This window comes from Bacillus tequilensis (assembly GCF_012225885.1).
Classification (GTDB): domain Bacteria; phylum Bacillota; class Bacilli; order Bacillales; family Bacillaceae; genus Bacillus; species Bacillus tequilensis.
On sequence record NZ_CP048852.1, the window covers coordinates 349,433 to 370,689 of the forward strand.

The following is a 21,257-nucleotide window of genomic DNA, read 5'->3' on the forward strand; positions in this document are numbered from 1 at the left end:
CGTCCGATTACAAATCAACGTCTTGAACGCCGACATCCAGTTTCTTTGATACATCTGCTTTATTGAAGAATTGCTTCGACAGCTTAGTCAAAGTGCCATCCTTGCCCATGTCTTTCAGCGTTTCGTCCATCTTTTTCTGAAGTGCTGTATTGCTTTTTTTCATGACAAGCGCTTGTTTGTTCGGCATGTACTTGATGTCAGGGTGGATCGTAATGTTGAGATCCGGGAACGCTGCGAGCGCAAGCGTCTGCAGGTAATAGTCGTTCAAAATAACATCAGTGCGTCCGTTGGCGACATCTTTTAAATACTGCTCGTTGGTCGCATTATCATAAATCACTTCTTTGCCACCGTATTTTCTCGCGACATCCATGTAGACTGTCGTAGCAGCGCCAGCCGCTTTCTTCCCTTTTAAATCTTTCAGTGTTTTAATCCCCGATAAATCGTCTTTTCGGACGATTGCAGTGCCGTATGAATATTTATATGGAGTGGAAAATGCGAACTTCTTCTCACGGTCCTTCGTTACATCGATGTCGTTTGCGGCTGCGTCAACCTGTCCGCTGTTCACCGCTGTCAGCATCCCGTCAATGCCCATCTCCTTGAACTCAGCCTTCAGCCCAAGGCGTTTTGCCGCTTCACGAACGACTTCAACCTCATAGCCCGTCAGTTTATCGGAACCGGAATCCGTATCATGATAAGAAGTGGGATAAAGTGTGCCCGATGTAGCGACAACAATTTTCCCTTTGTCTTTGATCTGCGCCCAGCCTGTATCCTTGGAACCGGCTTCATTTTTGCCGGAACAGGCTGCCAATATAAGAAAGAAAGCCATTGTAAAACTGAATATAACGGCTTTGGATTGCATGAATGATTTCACCTATGTTTCCCCCAATCTGTTAATCAACTAAAAAGATAGCACTGAACATAAGGGGTTGCAATATGTTGATGGCGTTTTCGAAAAGTTTGAATTGTGTATACAAAAAGCGTGTGAGCGTTTAAAAACGGCTACAAAGGGAACCAGTGATAAAAAAGGGAGTTGTACAAGCATGAAAGCACTGACATACCAAGGAAAAGAGCGTGTTGAAGTGAAGAACGTAGCAGATCCCGGGATTCAGCATGGGAAGGACGCCATTATCCGTATTACCGCAACAGGTATTTGCGGCTCCGATCTTCACCTGTATAAAAACGGGATTCCAGCTGCTCCGGATTATATCATCGGTCATGAACCAATGGGTATCGTTGAAGAAGTCGGAAATGAAGTCAACACGTTAAAAAAGGGTGACCGTGTCGTCATTCCGTTTAACATCGGCTGCGGTGAATGCTTCTACTGCAAGCACCAGATGGAGAGCCAATGTGATGAATCAAATCCAAACCCGCATACCGATGCCGGCGGCTTATTCGGTTTCTCCGAATTCAACGGAAATTTTCCGGGCGGGCAGGCTGAATACCTTCGTGTCCCGTACGCTGACTTTTCTTCCTTTAAGGTACCGGCAGACAGCGAGCTTGAGGATGAACAAGTATTGCTGCTATCCGATGTGATGCCGACAGCTTATTGGAGCGTAGAGCACAGCGGTGTGAAAAAAGGTGATACCGTGTTGATTCTCGGAGCGGGGCCGATTGGCTTGATGGCGCAAAAATTTGCTTGGATGAAAGGAGCAAAACGTGTCATCTCTGTGGACCAAGTCTCGCATCGGCTTGAACATGCAAAACGGACAAATGGGGCGGAAACGTTTAACTTTTCGGAACACGATGAAATCGGGAAGCTACTTTATAATGAAACAAACGGCGGGGCAGATGTTGTCATTGATTGTGTGGGAATGGACGGAACGCCGCTTCCTAAAGAAAATACGTCTGAAAAGCCGAATCAGTTTGGCACGATCAGCCCGATCCTCACTGCTTCTGAAGCCGTGAGAAAGTTTGGCACAGTCCAGCTGACAGGTGCATATATTTCTCAAGCGGACGGTTTTCCGCTCGGCGATTTCTTTACACGAAATGTATCAGTCAAAATGGGCCAGGCGCCCGTCATTCATCTGATGCCAATGCTATATGACATGGTGAAGCAGAAAGAAATCGATCCTACCGACATTATTACGCACAAATTAAGTCTTACTGATGCCCCTAAGGCATATGATATATTCGATAAGAAAGAAGACGGAAACATCAAAGCCATATTAAAGCCATAATGGGGGAGTCAAATGAATATTTACAAACCAGCTGGATTTTGGATCAGACTGGGAGCTGTATTGTTAGATTACATTATCGTTTCGGTGCCTCTTTTGCTGATCTATTGGCTGATTACAGGAAAAGACCCGAACGACAGCCTGTTCATCAGTCTGATTGTACTGCTGTACTCTATTTTGCTGCCGGTGTTTTGGCGCGGCTACCTTATCGGAAAAAGAATCTGCGGAATCAGAATCGTAAAAAAAGACGGGGCGCAGGTCAATCTGTTAACGATGGTTTTGCGGGTTATTGTTGGCGATTTGGTTTACGGCATAACCCTCGGACTCGGCTTGATCGCCAGTCTGATTCTGATCGGCGTGCGGGAAGACAAACGGACACTGCATGATTTAATTGCGGGAACGTATGTCACTTATGCATCACCGGATGAAGAAGAACTTTATCATGATGAACAGATCAGAAAGAGCGAATAATGGTTCGCTCTTTTTATTTTGCATGTATAAAAAAAGCAATAGAACAAAACATAGGAAAAATAGGATTGGAGGAATATCTGGATGAAGCGAATCAAAAACAATATCATCACAATGTTCATAGCCGCAGTCGTTATTTCTCTGGCCGGCACAGCTGAAGCCGCTGAAAAACAGCAGCAGCCTCCCGCAAATGTCACACTGACAGACCAGCAAAAGAAAGTGATTGAAAAACTTGAAGCAGATATACTGAAAAAACGTAAAGACGTGATCTCAAAGTATGTGCAATACGGTGTCCTGCCTAAAGAAAGAGGCGAACACATCAAAAATCATATGGACAAACACTTTGAAATGCTGAAACAAAACGGCTTTGTTCCTAAGCCACATCCTCATGTGCATACATTTGAAAAAAGACATTAAGACGGTAAGCATCCAATGGGAATTGGATGCTTTTTTATTGTTGAAGATTTGCTGAATGAATATGATGAAAAAATGTATCGCTTATGATGATTATATCTTATAATAAGATATAAAAAGGGGGTGTATGATGGAAATGGATTTCATAGCTAAACTAAATCAGCAGTGGACAGATATATATTATTTACTGCATTACAAACATAAAGAAAATATTTCTCACCAGGCAATACGGCTTATGCAGCATATTGAAAAGCAAGGTGAAGCAACTATAGGGGCTTTGGCTGAATATTTGTCTGTCTCTCACAATACAGCTTCAGAGCATACTAAACGTTTAATTCAAAAGGGATTTGTAGCTAAACGGCGAAGTGAGCAGGATGAACGAAAGGTATTAGTTTTTTTAACACAAGAAGGAAGATCTATTCTTGAACAGCATACACAGCTAGATAAAGAGAAATTAAAAGAGATAATTGAACGAATGAGCCCGTCAGAAAAAGAAATCCTTGAGCAGGCATTTGAACTTTTAAGTAAGGAAGCTAAACAATGGCAGTTTTAAGCAAAATAATCATTTCTGCTTTGATTATCGGTTTTGTCACTGAAATATCAAAAAGGCACCCGACCTATGGGGGAATCATTGCTGCTTTGCCCCTGGTCAGCTTATTAAGTCTTTGTTGGATGCAAATACAGGGTGAAAAAACAGCTCAATTAAGTCAATTTGCATCTGGTGTGCTGACAGGAATCCCTGCTACAGTTTGTTTTCTCGTTATTTTGGCGTTTTTGCTAAAAATTCATGTGCCGTTCTGGTTAGCGTTATGCGCTGGAATACTAGGATGGGTTGTATGTTTATGGATGCAGAAGTTTTTCCTCAATATATTATGTAACTGAGTGATGGAAAGGAGATGCTATGTTTTTAAAAAAGGTTACCCTTCTTCGAGATAAGATTTCGGACTTTGACAGATTCCCTTTTTCTATCCCGGCTATAAGCCAGTTAAATGAAATTTTGTTTACTAGCCAAGTGACTTTTTTTGTAGGAGAAAATGGATCTGGCAAATCTACTTTGCTTGAAGCTATAGCAGATAAGTGTGAATTCAATACAGCGGGCGGAAGCCGAAATAATGTCTATGAATTACAGGAGTCAGGCTCCCATTTGGGAAATTACATACGTTTATCTTGGCTACCAAAGGTAGCAAACGGCTTCTTCTTAAGAGCTGAATCGTTTTATCATCTTTCTCTTCATCTGGATGAGATGGAATTGGACGCCCCGCGGCCATACCGCTCTTATGGAGGGAGGCCGCTGCACAAGCAATCACATGGAGAGTCCTTTATGTCTCTATTTAATCATCGCTTTAAAGAAAAAGCGATTTATCTTTTAGATGAACCAGAAGCGGCACTTTCTCCAGCCAGGCAGCTGGCTTTTTTGAGAGTTATACATGATTTGGTGAGAGGTGGAAATGTACAGATGATCATTGCGACTCACTCTCCGATCCTGCTGGGCTATCCCAACGCTAAGATTTTAAGCTTTGATGGCGGGAGAATACATTATACAGAGTATGAGGATACAGAACATGTTCAATTAACACGGTATTTTCTTGGACAAAGAGAAAAAGTATTGGCTGAGCTTTTCCGCGACTAATATCGAGTTGTTCTGAAGCGCGTTTCATAGCCAATGATAGGTTTATCAAATATTTCAGGAGTGATAAACACTATGATTCGTCAGCATCCAGAATCTTTCTCGAAACATGTTTTGTGGAGCCTGCTTCTGCAACGTACCAGATTGAAGGCGTTTGGAACGAAGATTGCAAAGAACCTTCTGTAGGGAATGTGTATACGAAAATACCGGGCAAAACGTTTAAAGGAACGAACGGTGATATTGCGGCTGACCATTGTCATCGCTATAAAGAAGATGCCGCTTTGATGGCTCAAATGGGCTTATAAGCGCATCGATATTTTCCAACAGCTGGCCGCGGATTTTTCCAAGTGGAAAAGGCGAGATCAATGAAGCAGGTCTTGCGTTTTATGATTACCTGATTGATGAATTGCTTTCTCATAACAGCGATCCGGTTCTGACTTTATATCACTGGGATATGCCTCAGGCGCTTATGGACGAGTATGGCGCTTTAATGAAGCAAACCATGAAAGTTTATAAAGAGCTCCTGAGAGTTATTCTCTCAGGGCTTTTTCATTACACAGAAACAGCATCAATAATATAAGTGTCTGCGTGAAGGTCTGACACTTCAGCCGGCACAGTCCAGCATGTCAATTGATAGTTTCCTTTAGGAAGATCAAAGGACAGCCTTTTAGACATAATGCTTTCAATTTCAATTCCGTTTTCTGTGACATGAAAAGGAACAGTCACCTTTTTTTCGAAGGAGGTTACAGTTTCTGAACTGTTCAGGCGCAAAAGAATAAAGGCCTTTGTATTTCTTTGTGCTTCAAACGAAATCGCTCCGTCCGCCGCAGCATATCCTTTTTCAATCGCTTCATCAGTCCAATCCATTACAGGAGGTGCTGAATCCTTTTGAAATACAGTAAATTGATGATATGAAATCGATAGTTCTTGCGGCTTCCATGACTTGATCAATGTGCGGCTCCTCCTCTATTAACTATTTACTGAATGGTGAATAAAACCTTTGTACCGTCTGGATAATCTGTAAGCTGATGCCCGACCCAAGAGCCTGCACCGCGGTTGTCGGCGGGAGAAATATATTCTACAGAAGCCCCTTCGCCGCCTTCTTTGCACATGGCCATTGGCCATTCATCTCTGTCATACCCCGTTTTGGGCGGTACGTCTTTTAATGATTGCTCGCGGTGTTCCTCAGCTCCGTCTCTGTCGATGGTGCACACATCTGAGTGCCCTTCATTTATCGCATCCTTAATATGTTTGGCCGTTTCAGGATAACGGTCAGAAGGGAAGGCAATTGTTTCATCATATTTCGTTTGAGACGTTTTTTGATCAGCTGGGAAAAAGTCTCCTTTTATCAGGCCAACAGCTGCAGCTGCTATGACGACGATGACGAGAAGTATCGTTTTTATGATGTCCATCGTGATGTTCACCTCCCGCTTGTAGCAACTTTAAAACTGACCCAAGAGTAATCCAGAAAGCGTTTGGTGTAAAGGTTAAAATTTTATGTTTTACTATCAGTTTATTGATGAAATCGTAATTTTTGCAGGTCGAAATATTAGTTTTCAGTAAAATAACGTTGCCAATTTACAATAATGATAATAGGTCATCGGCTGTTTTCGGATTGATCAATTATTTTAAATTGGTTTATGATACCGGTAAGCTCCTCGGCTAATTGAGACAGCGTTTCAGAAGCAGCAGTAATCTCTTCCATTGCGGCAAATTGTTCCTCTGTTAATGCTGCAGCTTGCCGGGTATTTTCTGTAGATTCTTTAATATCAGCTGTATTGGCTGCAAAGGATTCGTTGATGTGATGTGCACTTTCTGAAATGTTTGATACAGATGCTGATAGATCACTGATCTCGACGCTGATTTCACCTGTTGCGGCTGTGATTTCCTTAAATGCATCTCTGGTGCGCTGGATCATGCTGACACCTTCCTCAGCTTCTGTTTTCACATGCTCAATAGATCTTGCAGATTGGTTCATATCCGTTTGTATTTCTGTGATCAGTTTTGAAATCTGTCCCGCAGACCGTTGAGATTCTTCCGCTAATTTACGTACTTCATCGGCAACAACAGCAAAGCCTTTTCCGTGCTCACCGGCTCTTGCAGCTTCAATCGCTGCATTCAGCGCAAGCAGGTTCGTCTGATCGGCAATTTGGGTGATAACGGATAAGATTTGCTCAATTTGTTTAGAACGGCCATCCAGCTGCTGTATGATTTCTCCGCTTTTCTGGATCGAATCGTGAATGGCATCCATTTGTGACTGTACATCTGAAATTTCCTTTTGCCCAATGTCGGCTTTTGATTGTGCAAGCTGTCCTTTGTCAGCAATAGCAGCAGTATTAGAAGATATATCCCGGATGTCTGCTGAAGTTTTCTTTAATGAGCTTTCACTGTTTTCAATTCTAGCGATCTGCTGCTGGGCTCCATTAGCAATCTGCTGTACAGCTTCTGTAATCTTTTCTGAAGCTTGATTTGTCTCCTCTGCTCCCGCTGATAGCTGCTGAGAGGCTGACGCAAGCTGAAGGGCTGATTGCTGTACGGTTTGAATGGTATCGTTCAGTTTTATTCTCATCTTATTGTAATAGACGCTGAGTTCTGATAGTTCGTCACCGGACTTGTCTGACACCTCTATTGTCATATCTCCGTTTCCGGCACTTTCGAAAGCGCATTTTAAAGCGTCCAGCCGCTTATTGATTCTTCTGGTGAAAAGCAGAACAAGGATGACTGATACAATAATGACAATAACAAGAACAACAGCGAATTGAGTGAAGAGTGAGTGCGTAAGCGATGCCAAAATGCTTTGATTGGCTCCGGTATACAGCATCCCTATGATGTCCCCGTTTTTATCTTTTAAAGGCATGTATGCAGTCTGATAAGAAGAACCTGCCACGTCTGCTTGTCCGTTGAATGTTTTTCCGTTCTTTAAAACAGCGTCAGTAACTTCAGGAGAAGCCTGGGTGCCGACAGCTCTTTCGCCGTTCTTCATGACATTGGTTGAAACTCGTGTATCCTCTTGGAAAATGGTTACGGTATCACCTGTTTTTTTGCCTAGCAGATCAACAATGTCTTCATTATCGTTGATTTGTGTCTGTCCTTTATATAGCTTATTGTCTTTTATCTGCCAGTCACCTGGAATAACATCATCAATATAAGTGCTGCTTAAAGCGAGATCTCCTTTCGCTTTTTCAGTAGCCATTTGTTTCATGCTTTCTGTAATTTCCTTAAGCATTACAGTGCCGACTGATGCAGAAAACAATAGAATAATCGCGAAAACCAGGAATAGAATTTTTGTTCCTAGTTTAAGCTTTAATTGTTTTATCAACATAATTCCTCCTTTTTATAGTTTGCAGATCATATTACTTATCGGGTTTTTGGGTTTGAAGTTTTATTTTAAAAAATATTAAAACCGGCCTGAAAATCAGGCCGGTTGTGTGAAGCTATTCAAGGTTTGCGTGGTGTGTGAACATGGTTCCGGAATCGAGCCCTTTTCTCTCCATGAGTTTTAAAATCACTGCATCGTAGAATAGCAGCAAAGTTTGCTCGAATAATGATCCCATTGGCTGGATGGTTTTATCGCTTCCGTTTGACTGGTCTTTAGGAGAGCCAGGCATTTTGACGATGAGATCCGCTTGTGCTCCAATGCTTGAATCCGGATTGATGGTTAAAGCGGCAACAATTCCATGTAAGCTTTTTGCTTTTGCCGCTGTATGGATCAGGTTCTTTGTTTCTCCTGATCCTGAGCCGATAATGACGAGGTCTCCTTCTCGGAGCGGCGGAGTGAGAATCTCACCGACGATATGGGCGTTGAAGCCCATATGCATCAATCTCATCGCGAAGGATTTTGCCATCAGGCCGGAACGACCCGCGCCCGCAGTGAAAATTTGATTGGATGAAAGAATGTGATCGGCAAGCTGGTCAGCCTCTTCATCAGAAATATAAGCCGCTGAACGGTGTAACTCATTGAGAATTTCCGTTACGTATTCAGTCGTTTTCATCTGAATTATCCTTGGGCAATCAGCTGTTTCATTTTTGAAGCTGTTTCTGCTTTGTCTGCTGCGCTTGTGATTCCGCCCCCGACAATGACAAGGTCAGGATTTTGTTTGATCACTTCTGGCAGTGTATCAAGTTTGATGCCGCCCGCAATTGCAGTTTTTGCGTTTTTTACGGCATTTTTGATTGTCGTTAATTCTTCGAAAGAGTTTTTGCCCTCTGCTTGAAGATCATAGCCAGTGTGGACGCAGATGTAGTCAACACCGAGTGCGTCAATTTCTTTCGCGCGGGATTCAATATCTTTCACGTTGATCATGTCCACTAAAATTTTCTTCTTTTGTTTTTTGGCTTCTTCAACAGCGCCTTTAATTGTTGCGTCGTCTGTAGCCCCTAAAACAGTGATGATGTCAGCGCCAGCTTCCGACGCTTTCATGATTTCGTATCCGCCGGCATCCATGATTTTCAGGTCTGCCAGAACCTTCAATTGCGGAAATGTTTCTTTTATTTCTTTAACGGCTCTAAGGCCTTCATTAATGACAACCGGTGTTCCGATCTCAACCACATCGATGTATTGTTCCACTTCTTTGACGAGCTCGATGGCTTCCGGGATGTTGACGAGGTCTAATGCTAGCTGTAATTCCATTGTTGATCCACTCCCTTTTCGAATTACTATTCATTCTATAGGTTCCCTCTTTTCATGAATAGTAGGCACTTTGAAGTCAAATAGTTACTTGGAGGATACTGTGAGGAGAGGCAATCAGATTTCTTTCGCTTGGTTTTAGGAGTGAGTATAATAAAAGGAGTCTGCGAAAAAGTAAGTAAGTGATGATATGCATGTAACATACAAAAAGTATACCAAGGGGGGGTTCTTTTGAGCCGGATGGACGATAAAAGGTTTAATTGTGAGAAGGAATTAACGCTTGCGGTGATCGGCGGTAAATGGAAAATGCTCATTTTGTGGCATTTGGGAAAAGAAGGTACAAAACGGTTCAATGAATTAAAAGCTTTGATTCCTGATATTACGCAGAAGATCCTCGTGAATCAGCTGAGAGAGCTTGAGCAGGATTTGATCGTTCACAGGGAAGTGTATCCGGTTGTCCCGCCGAAGGTTGAATATTCCTTGACCCCGCAAGGAGAGAGCCTGATGCCTATTCTTGATGCCATGTATGAGTGGGGGAAAGGGTATATGGAATTGATTGATATCGATAAAAATGTCATTAAGGAATCGTTGTAAGGCACTCTAGCATAAGAGTGTCTTATTTTTTTGCGTGATTTTCGGTTTTTGCGCGGTAAACAGATGCCATGTAAAGATTGTAAAGGGCATTCAATAATAAAGCGGGATAAATGGGATCATCTGATTTTAATTTTTTAATTTTTCTGTAAATAATGTTTAGTGGAAATTGTTGCGGTATCCCGCAAAAATATCCCAGTAAATAAAATGGAATCTTTCGGTATCCCGCATGGAACTTTTCACCTATTTTTCGGTGATAAAAACATTTTTTTCATTTAAAGTGAACGGTAGTAATGTAAAAAAATATTGAAAACCATGAATAAATAGCCAAAACTGTTTTCAACTGGTGCGAGGCTGTTGCGGTCTTTGTTCGCTTATGTTAAACGCCGCAATGATGATTGGTGGCAGCCGTTTAGATAGCGGCATTTTGTTTTTTTGTTGGCTGTACTGTTTTTTTAGCGTAGTGCTTTGGGCTTTCTTGGATGTTAGTTCATAAGGATCAAAAGCTTATTTGAACAAGAAAAGAAAAATAAGCTGCACATGTTCACTGCTTATTGAAGATCAGGGGAGGTATGACAAATATGGAAATGACTTTTTACCCTTTAACGGATGCACAAAAACGAATTTGGTATACAGAAAAATTTTATCCTCAGACGAGCATTTCGAATCTCGCGGGGATTGGTAAGCTGGTTTCAGCTGAAAGAGTTGACCGGACGCTTGTCGAACGGGCGATTCAAGAGTTTATCCGCAGAAATGACGCCATGCGCCTTCGTTTGCGGCTCGATGAAAACGGAGAGCCCGTTCAATATATAAGCGAGTATCGGCCTGTTGATATAAAACATACAGACACCACTGCAGATCCGAATGCGAGAGAAACTATTTCACAATGGGGCCGGGAGGAAACGAGAAAACCTTTGCCGCTTTATGATTGTGATTTGTTCCGTTTTTCTTTGTTCACTTTACAAGAAAATGAAGTGTGGTATTACGTGAATGTCCACCACGTGATTTCTGATGGAATTTCCATGAATATTCTCGGAAATGCCATTATGCATATTTACTTAGAATTAGCCGGTGCTTCAAAAACAAAGGCAGGCATCTCGCACTCATTTATCGATCATGTTTTATCTGAACAGGACTATGCTCAATCGAAGCGATTTGAAAAGGACAAAGCGTTTTGGAACAAGCAATTCGAATCGGTGCCGGAACTTGTTTCCCTGAAACGGAATGCTTCTGCGGGAGGAAGCTTGGATGCTGCGAGGTTTTCTAAGGATGTGCCTGAAGCGCTTCATCAGCAGCTTCTATCCTTTTGTGAAACAAACAAGGTCAGTGTTCTTTCGGTGTTTCAATCGGTGCTTGCCGCCTATTTGTACAGAGTCAGCGGCCAGAATGATGTTGTGACGGGAACCTTTATGGGCAACCGGACGAATGCGAAAGAGAAGCAGATGCTTGGCATGTTTGTTTCCACTGTTCCGCTTCGGACAAACATTGATGGCGGGCAGGCGTTTTTAGATTTTGTCAAAGACCGTATGAAGGATCTCATGAAGACGCTTCGCCACCAAAAGTACCCGTATAACCTTCTGATCAACGATTTGCGTGAAACAAAGCGTTCTTTGACCAAGCTGTTTACGGTATCTCTTGAATATCAGGTGATGCAGTGGCAGAAAGAAGAGGAACTTGCTTTTTTGACTGAGCCGATTTTCAGCGGCAGCGGATTAAATGATGTCTCGATTCATGTAAAGGATCGATGGGATACCGGAAGCCTCACCATTGATTTTGATTACCGCACTGATTTATTTTCACGTGACGAAATCAAAATTGTTTGTGAGCGCATGATTACGATGCTGGAAAACGCGTTATCGCATCCAGACCATGCAATTGATGAATTAACGCTGATTTCTGAAGCGGAGAAAGAGAAACTGCTTGCGAGAGCCGTCGGTGAATCTGTGAGCTATCGCAAGGATATGACGATTCCTGAGCTGTTCCAAGAACAGGCTGAACGGCTTTCTGATCTTCCGGCAGTTGTATTTGAAGGCCGGACATTGTCCTATCGAACGTTACATGAACAATCTGCTCGCATCGCCAATGTGCTGAAACAGAAAGGTGTCGGCCCGGACCGTCCTGTCGCGGTTCTGCTTGAACGCTCTGAACGTATGATTCCATCTATCATGGGGATTTTAAAAGCCGGCGGGGCCTATGTGCCGATTGATCCCGGATTTCCGGCGGAGCGCATTCAATATATTTTGGATGACTGCGGTGCGGACTTTATCCTGACTGAATCGAAGGTTGAGGCTCCTAAGACTAATGCTGAGCTGATTGATTTTGATCGGGCCATTTCGGAAGGTGCAGCTGAAAGCTTACATGCAGATATGAACGCACGAAACCTTGCCTACATTATTTACACATCGGGAACAACCGGACGTCCGAAAGGCGTGATGATCGAGCATCGCCAGGTTCATCATTTGGTTGAATCTTTGCAGCGGACGATTTACCAAAGCGGCAGCCAGACATTGCGGATGGCATTGCTTGCGCCGTTCCACTTTGATGCGTCAGTGAAGCAGATTTTCGCGTCGCTCCTTTTGGGGCAAACCCTTTATATCGTACCGAAGACAACAGTGACGAACGGATCCGCCCTTGCTGCGTATTACCGCAAGCACAGCATTGAAGCGACGGACGGTACACCGGCCCATCTGCAAATGCTGATCGCTGCGGGCGATTTTGAAGGCCTCAAGCTGAAGCACATGCTGATCGGAGGAGAGGGCTTATCGTCTGTTGTTGCGGACAAGCTGCTGAACCTGTTTAAGGAAGCAGGCGCAGCGCCGCGTTTGACCAATGTGTATGGACCGACTGAAACATGTGTGGACGCGTCTGTTCATCCCGTTATCCCGGAGAGTGCTGTTCAATCAGCGTATGTGCCAATCGGGAAAGCGCTGGGGAATAACCGCTTATATATTTTGGATCAGAAAGGCCGGCTGCAGCCGGAAGGCGTGGCGGGCGAGCTTTATATCGCCGGCGACGGTGTCGGCCGAGGCTATTTGCATTTGCCTGAATTGACGGCTGAGAAGTTTTTACAAGATCCGTTCGTGCCAGGCGACCGCATGTACCGTACTGGAGATGTGGTGCGCTGGCTGCCGGATGGAACAATCGAATATTTAGGAAGAGAAGATGACCAGGTTAAAGTCCGCGGATACCGGATTGAGCTTGGCGAAATTGAAGCCGTGATTCAGCAGGCGCCAGACGTGGCGAAAGCCGTTGTTTTAGCACGCCCTGACGAACAGGGGAACCTTGAGGTTTGCGCATATGTTGTGCTGAAGCCAGACAGCGAATTTGCTCCGGCCAGCCTGCGGGAGCATGCGGCCAGACAGCTTCCTGACTATATGGTGCCGGCTTACTTTACAGAAATCACAGAAATTCCGCTCACGCCAAGCGGTAAAGTCGACCGCCGCAAGCTATTTGCGCTGGAGGTGAAGGCGGTCAGCGGAACGGCCTATACGGCACCGCGCAATGAGACAGAAAAAGCAATCGCAGCCATTTGGCAGGACGTGCTGAATGTTGAGAAGGCAGGAATCTATGACAATTTCTTTGAAACAGGCGGGCATTCATTGAAGGCGATGACGCTTTTAACAAAGATTCATAAGGAAACAGGCGCTGACATTCCGCTTCAATATTTGTTTGAGCATCCGACGATTGCCGCACTTGCAGAGGAAGCCGACCACAGAGAAAGCCGGGCATTTGCAGCGATTGAACCTGCTGAAAAACAAGGGCATTACCCGCTTTCGCTGGCGCAGCAGCGAACATATATCGTCAGCCAGTTCGAAGATGCGGGAGTCGGCTACAACATGCCGGCGGCAGCGATTTTGGAAGGACCTTTAGAGATTCAAAAGCTGGAGCGCGCATTTCAAGGATTAATCCGCCGCCACGAATCTTTGAGAACGTCATTTGTTCTTGAAAACAGCACGCCGAGACAGAAAATCCATGACAGCGTCGATTTCAATATCGAGATCATTGAAAAAGGCGGCCGCTCCGATGAGGCGGTTATGACATCATTTGTCCGGAAATTTGACTTGGCGAAAGCGCCGTTGTTCAGAATCGGCTTGATGAAGCTTGAAGAGAGCCGTCATATGCTGCTGTTTGACATGCACCATTTGATTTCTGACGGTGTGTCCATCGGCATTATCTTGGAGGAGTTAGCACGTTTATATAAAGGTGAACAGCTTCCTGAGCTGCGCCTTCAGTATAAGGATTATGCCGTGTGGCAAAGCGGCCAGGCTGCTGAAGGATACCAGAAGGAACGGGCGTATTGGAAGGAAGCCTTTGCGGGCGAGCTTCCGGTGCTTCAACTTCTGTCTGATTATCCGAGACCGCCTGTTCAAAGCTTTGAAGGAGACCGGGTGTCAATCAAGCTGGATGCGGGATTAAAGGATCGCTTACATCGTTTGGCTGAACAAAACGGCGCCACGCTGTATATGGTGATGCTGTCCGCTTACTATACCCTTTTGTCAAAGTATACGGGACAGGATGACATCATTGTCGGCACGCCGTCAGCGGGCAGAAACCACTCCGATACAGAGGGCATTGTCGGGATGTTCGTCAATACTCTCGCGATTCGCAGTGAAGTGAGGCAGGACGAGACGTTTACCAAATTGATCACGCGTGTCCGCAAACAGGTGCTGGATGCCTTTTCTCATCAGAACTACCCGTTTGAGTGGCTTGTTGAAGATTTGAGCATTCCGCGTGATGTAAGCAGACATCCGCTGTTTGACACGATGTTCAGTCTTCAAAACGCGACAGAAGGCATTCCGTCTGTCGGTGATCTGACCTTGTCTGTTCACGAGACCAACTTCAAGATTGCAAAGTTTGATTTGACGGTGCAGGCGAGAGAAACCGTTGAGGGCATTGAGCTCGATTTGGACTACAGCACGAAGCTGTTTAAGCAAAGCACAGCTGACAGGCTGCTCAACCATTTTGCGCGGCTGCTTGAAGATGCTGCGGCCGAGCCTGAGAAACTGATTTCTGAGTACAAGCTTCTTTCTGAAGAGGAGGCTGCTTCGCAAATTCAGCGGTTTAACCCGGAAAGAACATCTTATCCGAAAGACAAAACGATTGTTCAGCTGTTTGAGGAGCAGGCGGCGAGAACGCCAGACCATCCTGCACTTCAATATGAAGGCGAATCACTCACTTATCGTGAGCTGAATGAGCGTGCCAATCGGTTAGCGCGCGGCATTCTTTCGCTTGGAGCGGGAGAAGGAAGAACAGCGGCTGTCTTATGCGAACGGTCAATGGACATGATTGTGTCGATCCTCGCGGTATTAAAAACAGGTTCGGCCTATGTTCCGATTGATCCGGAACATCCGATTCAGCGGATGCAGCATTTCTTCCGCGACAGCGGAGCGAAGGTGCTTCTCACTCAGAAAAAATTAAAGGCTTTAGCTGAGGAAGCCGAATTCAGCGGTGTGATTGTGCTTGCGGATGAGGAAGAAAGCTACCATGCCGATGCGCAAAACCTCGCGCTGCCTCTTGATTCTGTGGCGATGGCTAACCTGACGTATACGTCCGGAACGACAGGAACGCCAAAGGGTAATATCGTGACGCATGCCAATATTCTGCGCACGGTGAAAGAAACGAATTATCTCAGCATTACTGAACAGGATACAATTCTCGGACTTTCCAATTACGTGTTTGACGCGTTTATGTTTGATATGTTCGGTTCATTGTTAAACGGCGCCAAGCTTGTGCTGATACCGAAAGAAACCGTCTTGGATATGGCTCGCCTGTCCCGCGTCATTGAACGGGAGAACATCAGCATTCTCATGATTACAACCGCTTTGTTCCACCTTCTTGTGGACTTGAATCCGGCGTGCTTGTCAACGCTTCGCAAAATTATGTTTGGCGGGGAGCGGGCTTCGGTTGAACATGTAAGAAAAGCTTTGCAAATGGTCGGAAAGGGCAAGCTCCTTCACATGTACGGACCGTCTGAAAGCACGGTTTTCGCGACGTATCATCCAGTTGATGAATTAGATGAGCACACGCTGTCTGTTCCGATTGGAAAACCAGTCAGCAATACGGAAGTGTACATCCTTGACCGGGCTGGACATGTGCAGCCTGCCGGGATCGCCGGAGAGCTTTGCGTCAGCGGCGAAGGACTCGTGAAAGGCTATTACAACCGTCCGGAGCTGACTGAGGAGAAGTTCGTTCCGCATCCGTTTACATCCGGCGAACGTATGTATAAAACGGGTGACCTTGCCAGATGGCTGCCGAATGGCGACATCGAATTTATCGGACGGATCGACCATCAGGTAAAAATCCGCGGACAGCGTATTGAGCTTGGAGAAATCGAACATCAGCTGCAAACCCATGACCGTGTGCAGGAAACTGTCGTGCTTGCTGTTGATCAAGGAGCGGGAGACAAGCTGCTCTGCGCGTACTTTGTCGGAGAAGGCGAAATGTCATCTCAAGAGTTAAGAGAGCATGCGGCGAAGGATCTGCCGGCTTACATGGTTCCTGCGGTGTTTATCCAAATGGACGAGCTGCCGCTGACCGGAAACGGAAAAATCGACCGGAGAGCGCTCCCGCTTCCTGATGCCGGCGTCTCAAGAGGTGTTTCATATGTTGCGCCTCGTAATGAAACGGAACAAAAACTCGCAGACATTTGGGCGAGAGTGCTTCAGGCTGAACAAGTCGGCGTTTATGACCACTTCTTTGACATTGGCGGACATTCATTAGCAGGTATGAAGATGCTTGCCTTGGTTCATCAGGAACTGGGGGTTGAGCTGTCACTTAAAGATCTCTTCCAGTCACCGACGGTTGAAGGCTTGGCACAGGTGATTGCCTCTGCTGAAAAAGGGGCAGCCATCAGCATCAGTCCGGCAAAGAAACAAGAAACGTACCCTGTTTCTTCACCGCAAAAACGGATGTACGTACTCGAGAAGCTTGAGGGAGCGCAAACAAGCTATAACATGCCGGCGGTTCTGCGCCTTACGGGTGAGCTTGATGTTGAAAGGCTGAACAGCGTCATGCAGCAGTTAATGCAGCGACATGAAGCCTTTAGAACCACGTTTGAAATGAAAGATGGAGAAACGGTGCAGCGGATCTGGGAGGAAGCGGAGTGTGAATTAGCCTATTTCGAAGCTGCAGAAGAAGAGACAGAACGGATCGTATCTGAGTTTATCAGGCCTTTCCATGTCGATCGGCTTCCGCTATTCAGAATGGGACTGATCAAGCATTCAAACACTGAACATGTGCTGCTGTTCGATATGCACCATATTATTTCTGACGGTACGTCTGTCGGTGTACTGATTGAGGAGCTTTCGAAGCTGTACGACGGAGAAACCCTTGAGCCGCTCCGTATTCAATATAAGGATTATGCCGTGTGGCAGCAGCAGTTCATTCAGTCTGAGCTTTACAGGAAGCAAGAGGAGCATTGGCTGAAGGAGCTGGAAGGAGATCTGCCGGTGCTGACACTTCCGACTGACTATAGCAGGCCTGCGGTTCAAACGTTTGAGGGAGACCGCATTGCATTTACATTAGAAGCAGGCAAAGCTGATGCGCTGCGCAGACTTGCAAAAGAAACGGATTCCACACTGTACATGGTGCTTTTTGCTTCATACAGTGCGTTTTTATCAAGACTAAGCGGGCAAGACGATATCATCGTCGGTTCACCTGTAGCCGGACGATCTCAAGCGGACGTCAGCCGCGTGATCGGAATGTTTGTCAATACATTGGCGCTGCGCACATATCCGCAGGGTGAAAAGATATTTACTGACTACCTTCGCGAAGTGAAAGAAACAGCACTCAGCGCTTTTGAAGCGCAGGATTACCCGCTTGAGGACCTGATCGGGAACATACAGGTTCAGCGTGACATAAGCAGAAACCCGTTATTCGATGCCGTATTTTCAATGCAAAATGCCAATATCAAGGATTTAACGATGAAAGGGATTCAGCTTGAGCCGCATCCGTTTGAACGGAAAACGGCCAAGTTTGACATCACACTGACGGCTGACGAAACCGATGGCGGGCTTACGTTTGTACTCGAGTACAATACAGCGCTGTTTAAGCCTGAAACGATTGAACGATGGAAGCAATACTGGATGCAGCTTCTAGATGCAGTCACCCGCAATCCAAATCAGCCGCTTTCCAGCCTGTCACTCGTCACTGAAACAGAAAAACAAACACTTCTTGAGGCATGGAAGGGCAAAGCGCTGCCTGTTCCGACAGACAAAACGGTTCATCAGCTATTTGAAGAAACAGCCCAGCGCCACAAAGACCGTCCGGCTGTCACATACAACGGCCAGTCTTGGACGTACGGCGAGCTGAACGCCAAGGCGAACCGCCTTGCGCGGATTCTGATCGACTACGGCGTCAGCCCAGATGAGCGCGTCGGCGTTCTCACGAAGCCGTCGCTGGAAATGTCCGCCGCGGTGCTTGGCGTCTTGAAGGCGGGAGCGGCGTTTGTGCCGATTGATCCCGACTATCCGGAACAGCGGATTGACTATATTTTACAAGACAGCGGCGCGAAGCTTCTCTTGAAACAGGAAGGCATTTCGGTGCCGGACAGCTACAAGGGAGACGTCATTCTTCTCGACGGGGCTCGCACGATTTTAAGTCTGCCGCTTGATGAAAACGATGAGGACAACCCGCTCACAGCTGCAAACGCGGAGAACCTCGCGTACATGATTTACACGTCAGGAACGACCGGACAGCCAAAGGGTGTCATGGTCGAGCACCATGCGCTTGTGAATCTGTGCTTCTGGCACCACGATGCGTTTGGCATGACCGCGGAGGACCGCAGTGCGAAGTACGCGGGCTTCGGATTCGACGCTTCCATTTGGGAGATGTTCCCGACTTGGACGATCGGCGCCGAGCTTCATGTCATTGATGAAGCGATCCGCCTCGATATCGTCCGCCTGAACGACTATTTCGAAACGCATGGCGTGACGATTACGTTCCTGCCGACGCAGCTGGCGGAACAGTTCATGGAGCTTGAGAACACATCATTGCGCGTATTACTCACAGGCGGAGACAAGCTGAAGCGCGCGGTGAAACAGCCGTACACGCTCGTCAACAACTACGGGCCGACAGAAAATACGGTCGTTGCCACGAGCACAGAGATCAATCCGGAGAAAGGTTCGCTGTCCATCGGGCGTGCGATCGCCAATACGAGAGTGTACATTCTCGGCGAGGGCAATCAGGTGCAGCCGGAAGGCGTAGCCGGAGAGCTTTGCGTGGCGGGACGCGGATTGGCGCGCGGCTATTTGAATCGAGAAGACGAAACCGCGAAGCGGTTTGTCGCTGATCCGTTTGTGCCGGGTGAACGCATGTACCGCACCGGCGATTTGGTGAAATGGGTGAACGGCGGCATCGAATACATCGGCCGGATCGACCATCAGGTCAAGGTCCGCGGCTACCGGATCGAGCTGTCGGAAATCGAAGTCCAGCTTGCCCAGCTTTCTGACGTGCAGGATGCGGCGGTGTCAGCTGTCAAAGATAAAGGCGGCAATACAGCGATCGCGGCGTACGTCACACCGGAAACCGCTGACATCGAAGCGCTGAAATCAGCACTGAAGGAAACCCTGCCGGACTACATGATCCCGGCATTCTGGGTGACGCTGAACGAGCTTCCGGTTACGGCAAACGGCAAAGTAGACCGCAAAGCCCTGCCTGAGCCGGACATCGAAGCGGGAAGCGGAGAATACAAAGCGCCGGCTACCGACATGGAAGAGCTACTTGCCGGTATCTGGCAGGACGTGCTCGGCATTTCGGAGATCGGTGTCAGCGACAATTTCTTCTCAATGGGCGGAGATTCCATCAAAGGAATCCAAATGGCGAGCCGCTTGAACCAGCACGGCTGGAAGCTGGAAATGAAAGACCTCTTCCAGCACCCGACGATCGAAGAGCTGACCCAATATGTGGAACGTGCCGAAGGCAAGCAGGCAGACCAAGGGCCTGTGGAGGGAGAAGTCAACCTGACGCCGATTCAGCGCTGGTTCTTTGAAAAGAACTTTACGAACAAGCACCACTGGAACCAATCGGTGATGCTTCACGCCGCGAAGGGCTTTGACCCTGAACGGGTGGAGAAAACGCTGCAGGCGCTGATCGAGCACCATGACGCACTCCGCATGATTTACCGTGAGGAGCCGAATCATGTCGTTCAATACAACAGAGGACTTGAAGCTGCTTCAGCTCAATTGGAGATCATTCACATTGAGGGACAAGCGAAAGATCATGAAGACCGCATAGAGAGAGAAGCGGAGCGTTTGCAAAGCAGCATCAGCTTGCAGGACGGCGGGTTGTTAAAATCAGGCTTGTTCCAAGCTGAAGACGGAGACCACTTGCTCCTTGCCGTTCACCATTTAGTGATTGACGGCGTGTCGTGGCGGATTTTACTGGAGGATTTCGCCGCGGTATATACACAGCTTGAGCAAGGCAATGAACCGGTACTCCCGCAGAAAACACATTCATTTGCGGAGTATGCAGAGAGATTGCAAGACTTCGCGAACTCCAAGGCCTTTTTGAAAGAAAAAGAGTATTGGAGACAGCTTGAAGAACAGACTGTCGCGGCAAAGCTTCCGAAAGATCGCGAATCTGATGATCAGCGAATGAAACATACAAAGACAATCGAATTTTCGCTGACTGCTGAAGAGACAGAACAGCTCACTACAAAGGTGCATGAGGCATATCACACAGAAATGAATGATATTTTGCTGACGGCATTCGGATTGGCGATGAAGGAGTGGACAGGTCAGGATCAAGTAAGTGTTCATTTAGAGGGGCATGGACGTGAAGAAATGATAGAAGACCTGACCATTTCCCGCACAGTCGGCTGGTTTACGAGTATGTACCCGATGGTGCTCGATATGAAGCATGCGGATGATCTGGGCTACCAGCTGAAGCAAATGAAAGAAGATATCAGACATGTGCCGAACAAGGGAGTTGGATATGGCATTCTGCGCTATCTGACGGCACCGGAACATAAAGAAGATGTGGCGTTCTCGATTCAGCCGGATGTCAGCTTTAACTACCTGGGGCAGTTTGATGAAATGTCGGATGCAGGTTTGTTCAAGAGATCAGAGCTGCCGTCAGGACAGTCGCTAAGTCCGGAAACAGAAAAACCGAATGCACTTGATGTTGTCGGATATATTGAAAACGGAAAACTGACGATGTCGCTGGCCTATCATTCTCTTGAATTTCATGAAAAAACAGTACAGACATTCAGCGACAGCTTTAAAGCCCATCTTCTCAGAATCATTGAACATTGCCTATCTCAAGATGATACGGAATTGACGCCGAGTGACCTTGGCGACGACGATTTGACGCTGGATGAGCTGGATAAATTAATGGAAATTTTCTAATAGAGGTGGCA

At 46.4% G+C, this 21,257-nt stretch carries 14 protein-coding genes and 1 pseudogene; 9 read left to right on the forward strand and 6 right to left on the reverse strand.

Annotation, left to right across the window (positions count from 1 at the left end; genetic code table 11):
• Nucleotides 1-7 precede the first annotated feature (7 nt).
• Entirely contained in the window at nt 8-871 is an 864-nt protein-coding gene (locus G4P54_RS01890; RefSeq protein WP_167871608.1) for a transporter substrate-binding domain-containing protein, read from the reverse strand.
• A gap of 169 nt (nt 872-1,040) precedes the next feature.
• Here G4P54_RS01890 and G4P54_RS01895 point away from each other — a divergent pair, with 169 nt between their 5' ends.
• From G4P54_RS01895 to G4P54_RS01925, 7 genes and pseudogenes are all read left to right on the forward strand, one after another.
• Complete coding sequence (locus G4P54_RS01895) at nt 1,041-2,177, forward strand: zinc-dependent alcohol dehydrogenase (RefSeq protein ID WP_167871609.1); 1,137 nt, start codon at nt 1,041-1,043, stop codon at nt 2,175-2,177.
• Nucleotides 2,178-2,189: 12 nt separating this feature from the next.
• Complete coding sequence (locus G4P54_RS01900) at nt 2,190-2,645, forward strand: RDD family protein (RefSeq protein WP_024715493.1); 456 nt, start codon at nt 2,190-2,192, stop codon at nt 2,643-2,645.
• An 81-nt stretch (nt 2,646-2,726) separates the two neighbouring features.
• The gene (locus G4P54_RS01905) at nt 2,727-3,059 is read left to right on the forward strand and encodes a YckD family protein (protein WP_167871610.1); all 333 of its coding nucleotides are present in this window, start codon (nt 2,727-2,729) and stop codon (nt 3,057-3,059) included.
• Between the two features lie 127 nt (nt 3,060-3,186).
• Nucleotides 3,187-3,609, forward strand: coding sequence for a MarR family winged helix-turn-helix transcriptional regulator (locus G4P54_RS01910; protein WP_167873801.1), 423 nt, complete (start codon nt 3,187-3,189; stop codon nt 3,607-3,609).
• Entirely contained in the window at nt 3,597-3,938 is a 342-nt protein-coding gene (locus tag G4P54_RS01915) for a DUF3147 family protein (RefSeq protein ID WP_024715490.1), read from the forward strand. The genes G4P54_RS01910 and G4P54_RS01915 overlap by 13 nt, the downstream gene beginning before the upstream one ends.
• Nucleotides 3,939-3,957: 19 nt before the next feature.
• Nucleotides 3,958-4,686 carry an AAA family ATPase gene (locus tag G4P54_RS01920; protein WP_024715489.1) on the forward strand — a complete coding sequence of 243 codons (729 nt, stop codon included), beginning with the start codon at nt 3,958-3,960 and terminating at the stop codon, nt 4,684-4,686.
• 72 nt (nt 4,687-4,758) lie between these two features.
• Nucleotides 4,759-5,167, forward strand: a pseudogene (locus G4P54_RS01925) (family 1 glycosylhydrolase); the annotation flags it as partial.
• Nucleotides 5,168-5,235: 68 nt separating this feature from the next.
• On the opposite strand, the gene nin reads toward G4P54_RS01925, so the two are convergent.
• The 5 genes from nin to hxlA form a co-directional block, all read right to left on the reverse strand.
• Nucleotides 5,236-5,634 carry a DNA-entry nuclease inhibitor gene (gene nin / locus G4P54_RS01930; protein WP_024715487.1) on the reverse strand — a complete coding sequence of 133 codons (399 nt, stop codon included), beginning with the start codon at nt 5,632-5,634 and terminating at the stop codon, nt 5,236-5,238.
• Nucleotides 5,635-5,660: 26 nt separating this feature from the next.
• Complete coding sequence (gene nucA / locus G4P54_RS01935) at nt 5,661-6,107, reverse strand: DNA-entry nuclease (RefSeq protein ID WP_167871611.1); 447 nt, start codon at nt 6,105-6,107, stop codon at nt 5,661-5,663.
• Between the two features lie 173 nt (nt 6,108-6,280).
• A complete protein-coding gene (tlpC, locus tag G4P54_RS01940; RefSeq protein ID WP_167871612.1) occupies nt 6,281-8,005 on the reverse strand; it encodes a methyl-accepting chemotaxis protein TlpC in 1,725 nt (574 codons plus the stop codon).
• 112 nt (nt 8,006-8,117) lie between these two features.
• On the reverse strand, nt 8,118-8,675 hold the full coding sequence (gene hxlB, locus G4P54_RS01945) for a 6-phospho-3-hexuloisomerase (RefSeq protein WP_167871613.1): 558 nt from the start codon (nt 8,673-8,675) through the stop codon (nt 8,118-8,120).
• A 5-nt stretch (nt 8,676-8,680) separates the two neighbouring features.
• A complete protein-coding gene (hxlA, locus tag G4P54_RS01950; protein WP_167871614.1) occupies nt 8,681-9,313 on the reverse strand; it encodes a 3-hexulose-6-phosphate synthase in 633 nt (210 codons plus the stop codon).
• A gap of 228 nt (nt 9,314-9,541) precedes the next feature.
• Between hxlA and hxlR the strand changes: the two genes are divergently transcribed.
• Nucleotides 9,542-9,904, forward strand: coding sequence for a transcriptional activator HxlR (hxlR, locus tag G4P54_RS01955; protein WP_024715482.1), 363 nt, complete (start codon nt 9,542-9,544; stop codon nt 9,902-9,904).
• Between the two features lie 578 nt (nt 9,905-10,482).
• A complete protein-coding gene (srfAA, locus tag G4P54_RS01960) occupies nt 10,483-21,246 on the forward strand; it encodes a surfactin non-ribosomal peptide synthetase SrfAA (protein WP_167871615.1) in 10,764 nt (3,587 codons plus the stop codon).
• Nucleotides 21,247-21,257 lie beyond the last annotated feature (11 nt).

Bases quoted from the DNA above. Each gene is read 5' to 3' on its own strand.
- G4P54_RS01895 (WP_167871609.1), top strand. From the start codon at position 1,041: ATGAAAGCACTGACATACCAAGGAAAAGAGCGTGTTGAAGTGAAGAAC.
- G4P54_RS01900 (WP_024715493.1), top strand. From the start codon at position 2,190: ATGAATATTTACAAACCAGCTGGATTTTGGATCAGACTGGGAGCTGTA.
- G4P54_RS01905 (WP_167871610.1), top strand. From the start codon at position 2,727: ATGAAGCGAATCAAAAACAATATCATCACAATGTTCATAGCCGCAGTC.
- G4P54_RS01910 (WP_167873801.1), top strand. From the start codon at position 3,187: ATGGAAATGGATTTCATAGCTAAACTAAATCAGCAGTGGACAGATATA.
- G4P54_RS01915 (WP_024715490.1), top strand. From the start codon at position 3,597: ATGGCAGTTTTAAGCAAAATAATCATTTCTGCTTTGATTATCGGTTTT.
- G4P54_RS01920 (WP_024715489.1), top strand. From the start codon at position 3,958: ATGTTTTTAAAAAAGGTTACCCTTCTTCGAGATAAGATTTCGGACTTT.
- tlpC (WP_167871612.1), bottom strand. From the start codon at position 8,005: ATGTTGATAAAACAATTAAAGCTTAAACTAGGAACAAAAATTCTATTC.
- hxlB (WP_167871613.1), bottom strand. From the start codon at position 8,675: ATGAAAACGACTGAATACGTAACGGAAATTCTCAATGAGTTACACCGT.
- hxlA (WP_167871614.1), bottom strand. From the start codon at position 9,313: ATGGAATTACAGCTAGCATTAGACCTCGTCAACATCCCGGAAGCCATC.
- srfAA (WP_167871615.1), top strand. From the start codon at position 10,483: ATGGAAATGACTTTTTACCCTTTAACGGATGCACAAAAACGAATTTGG.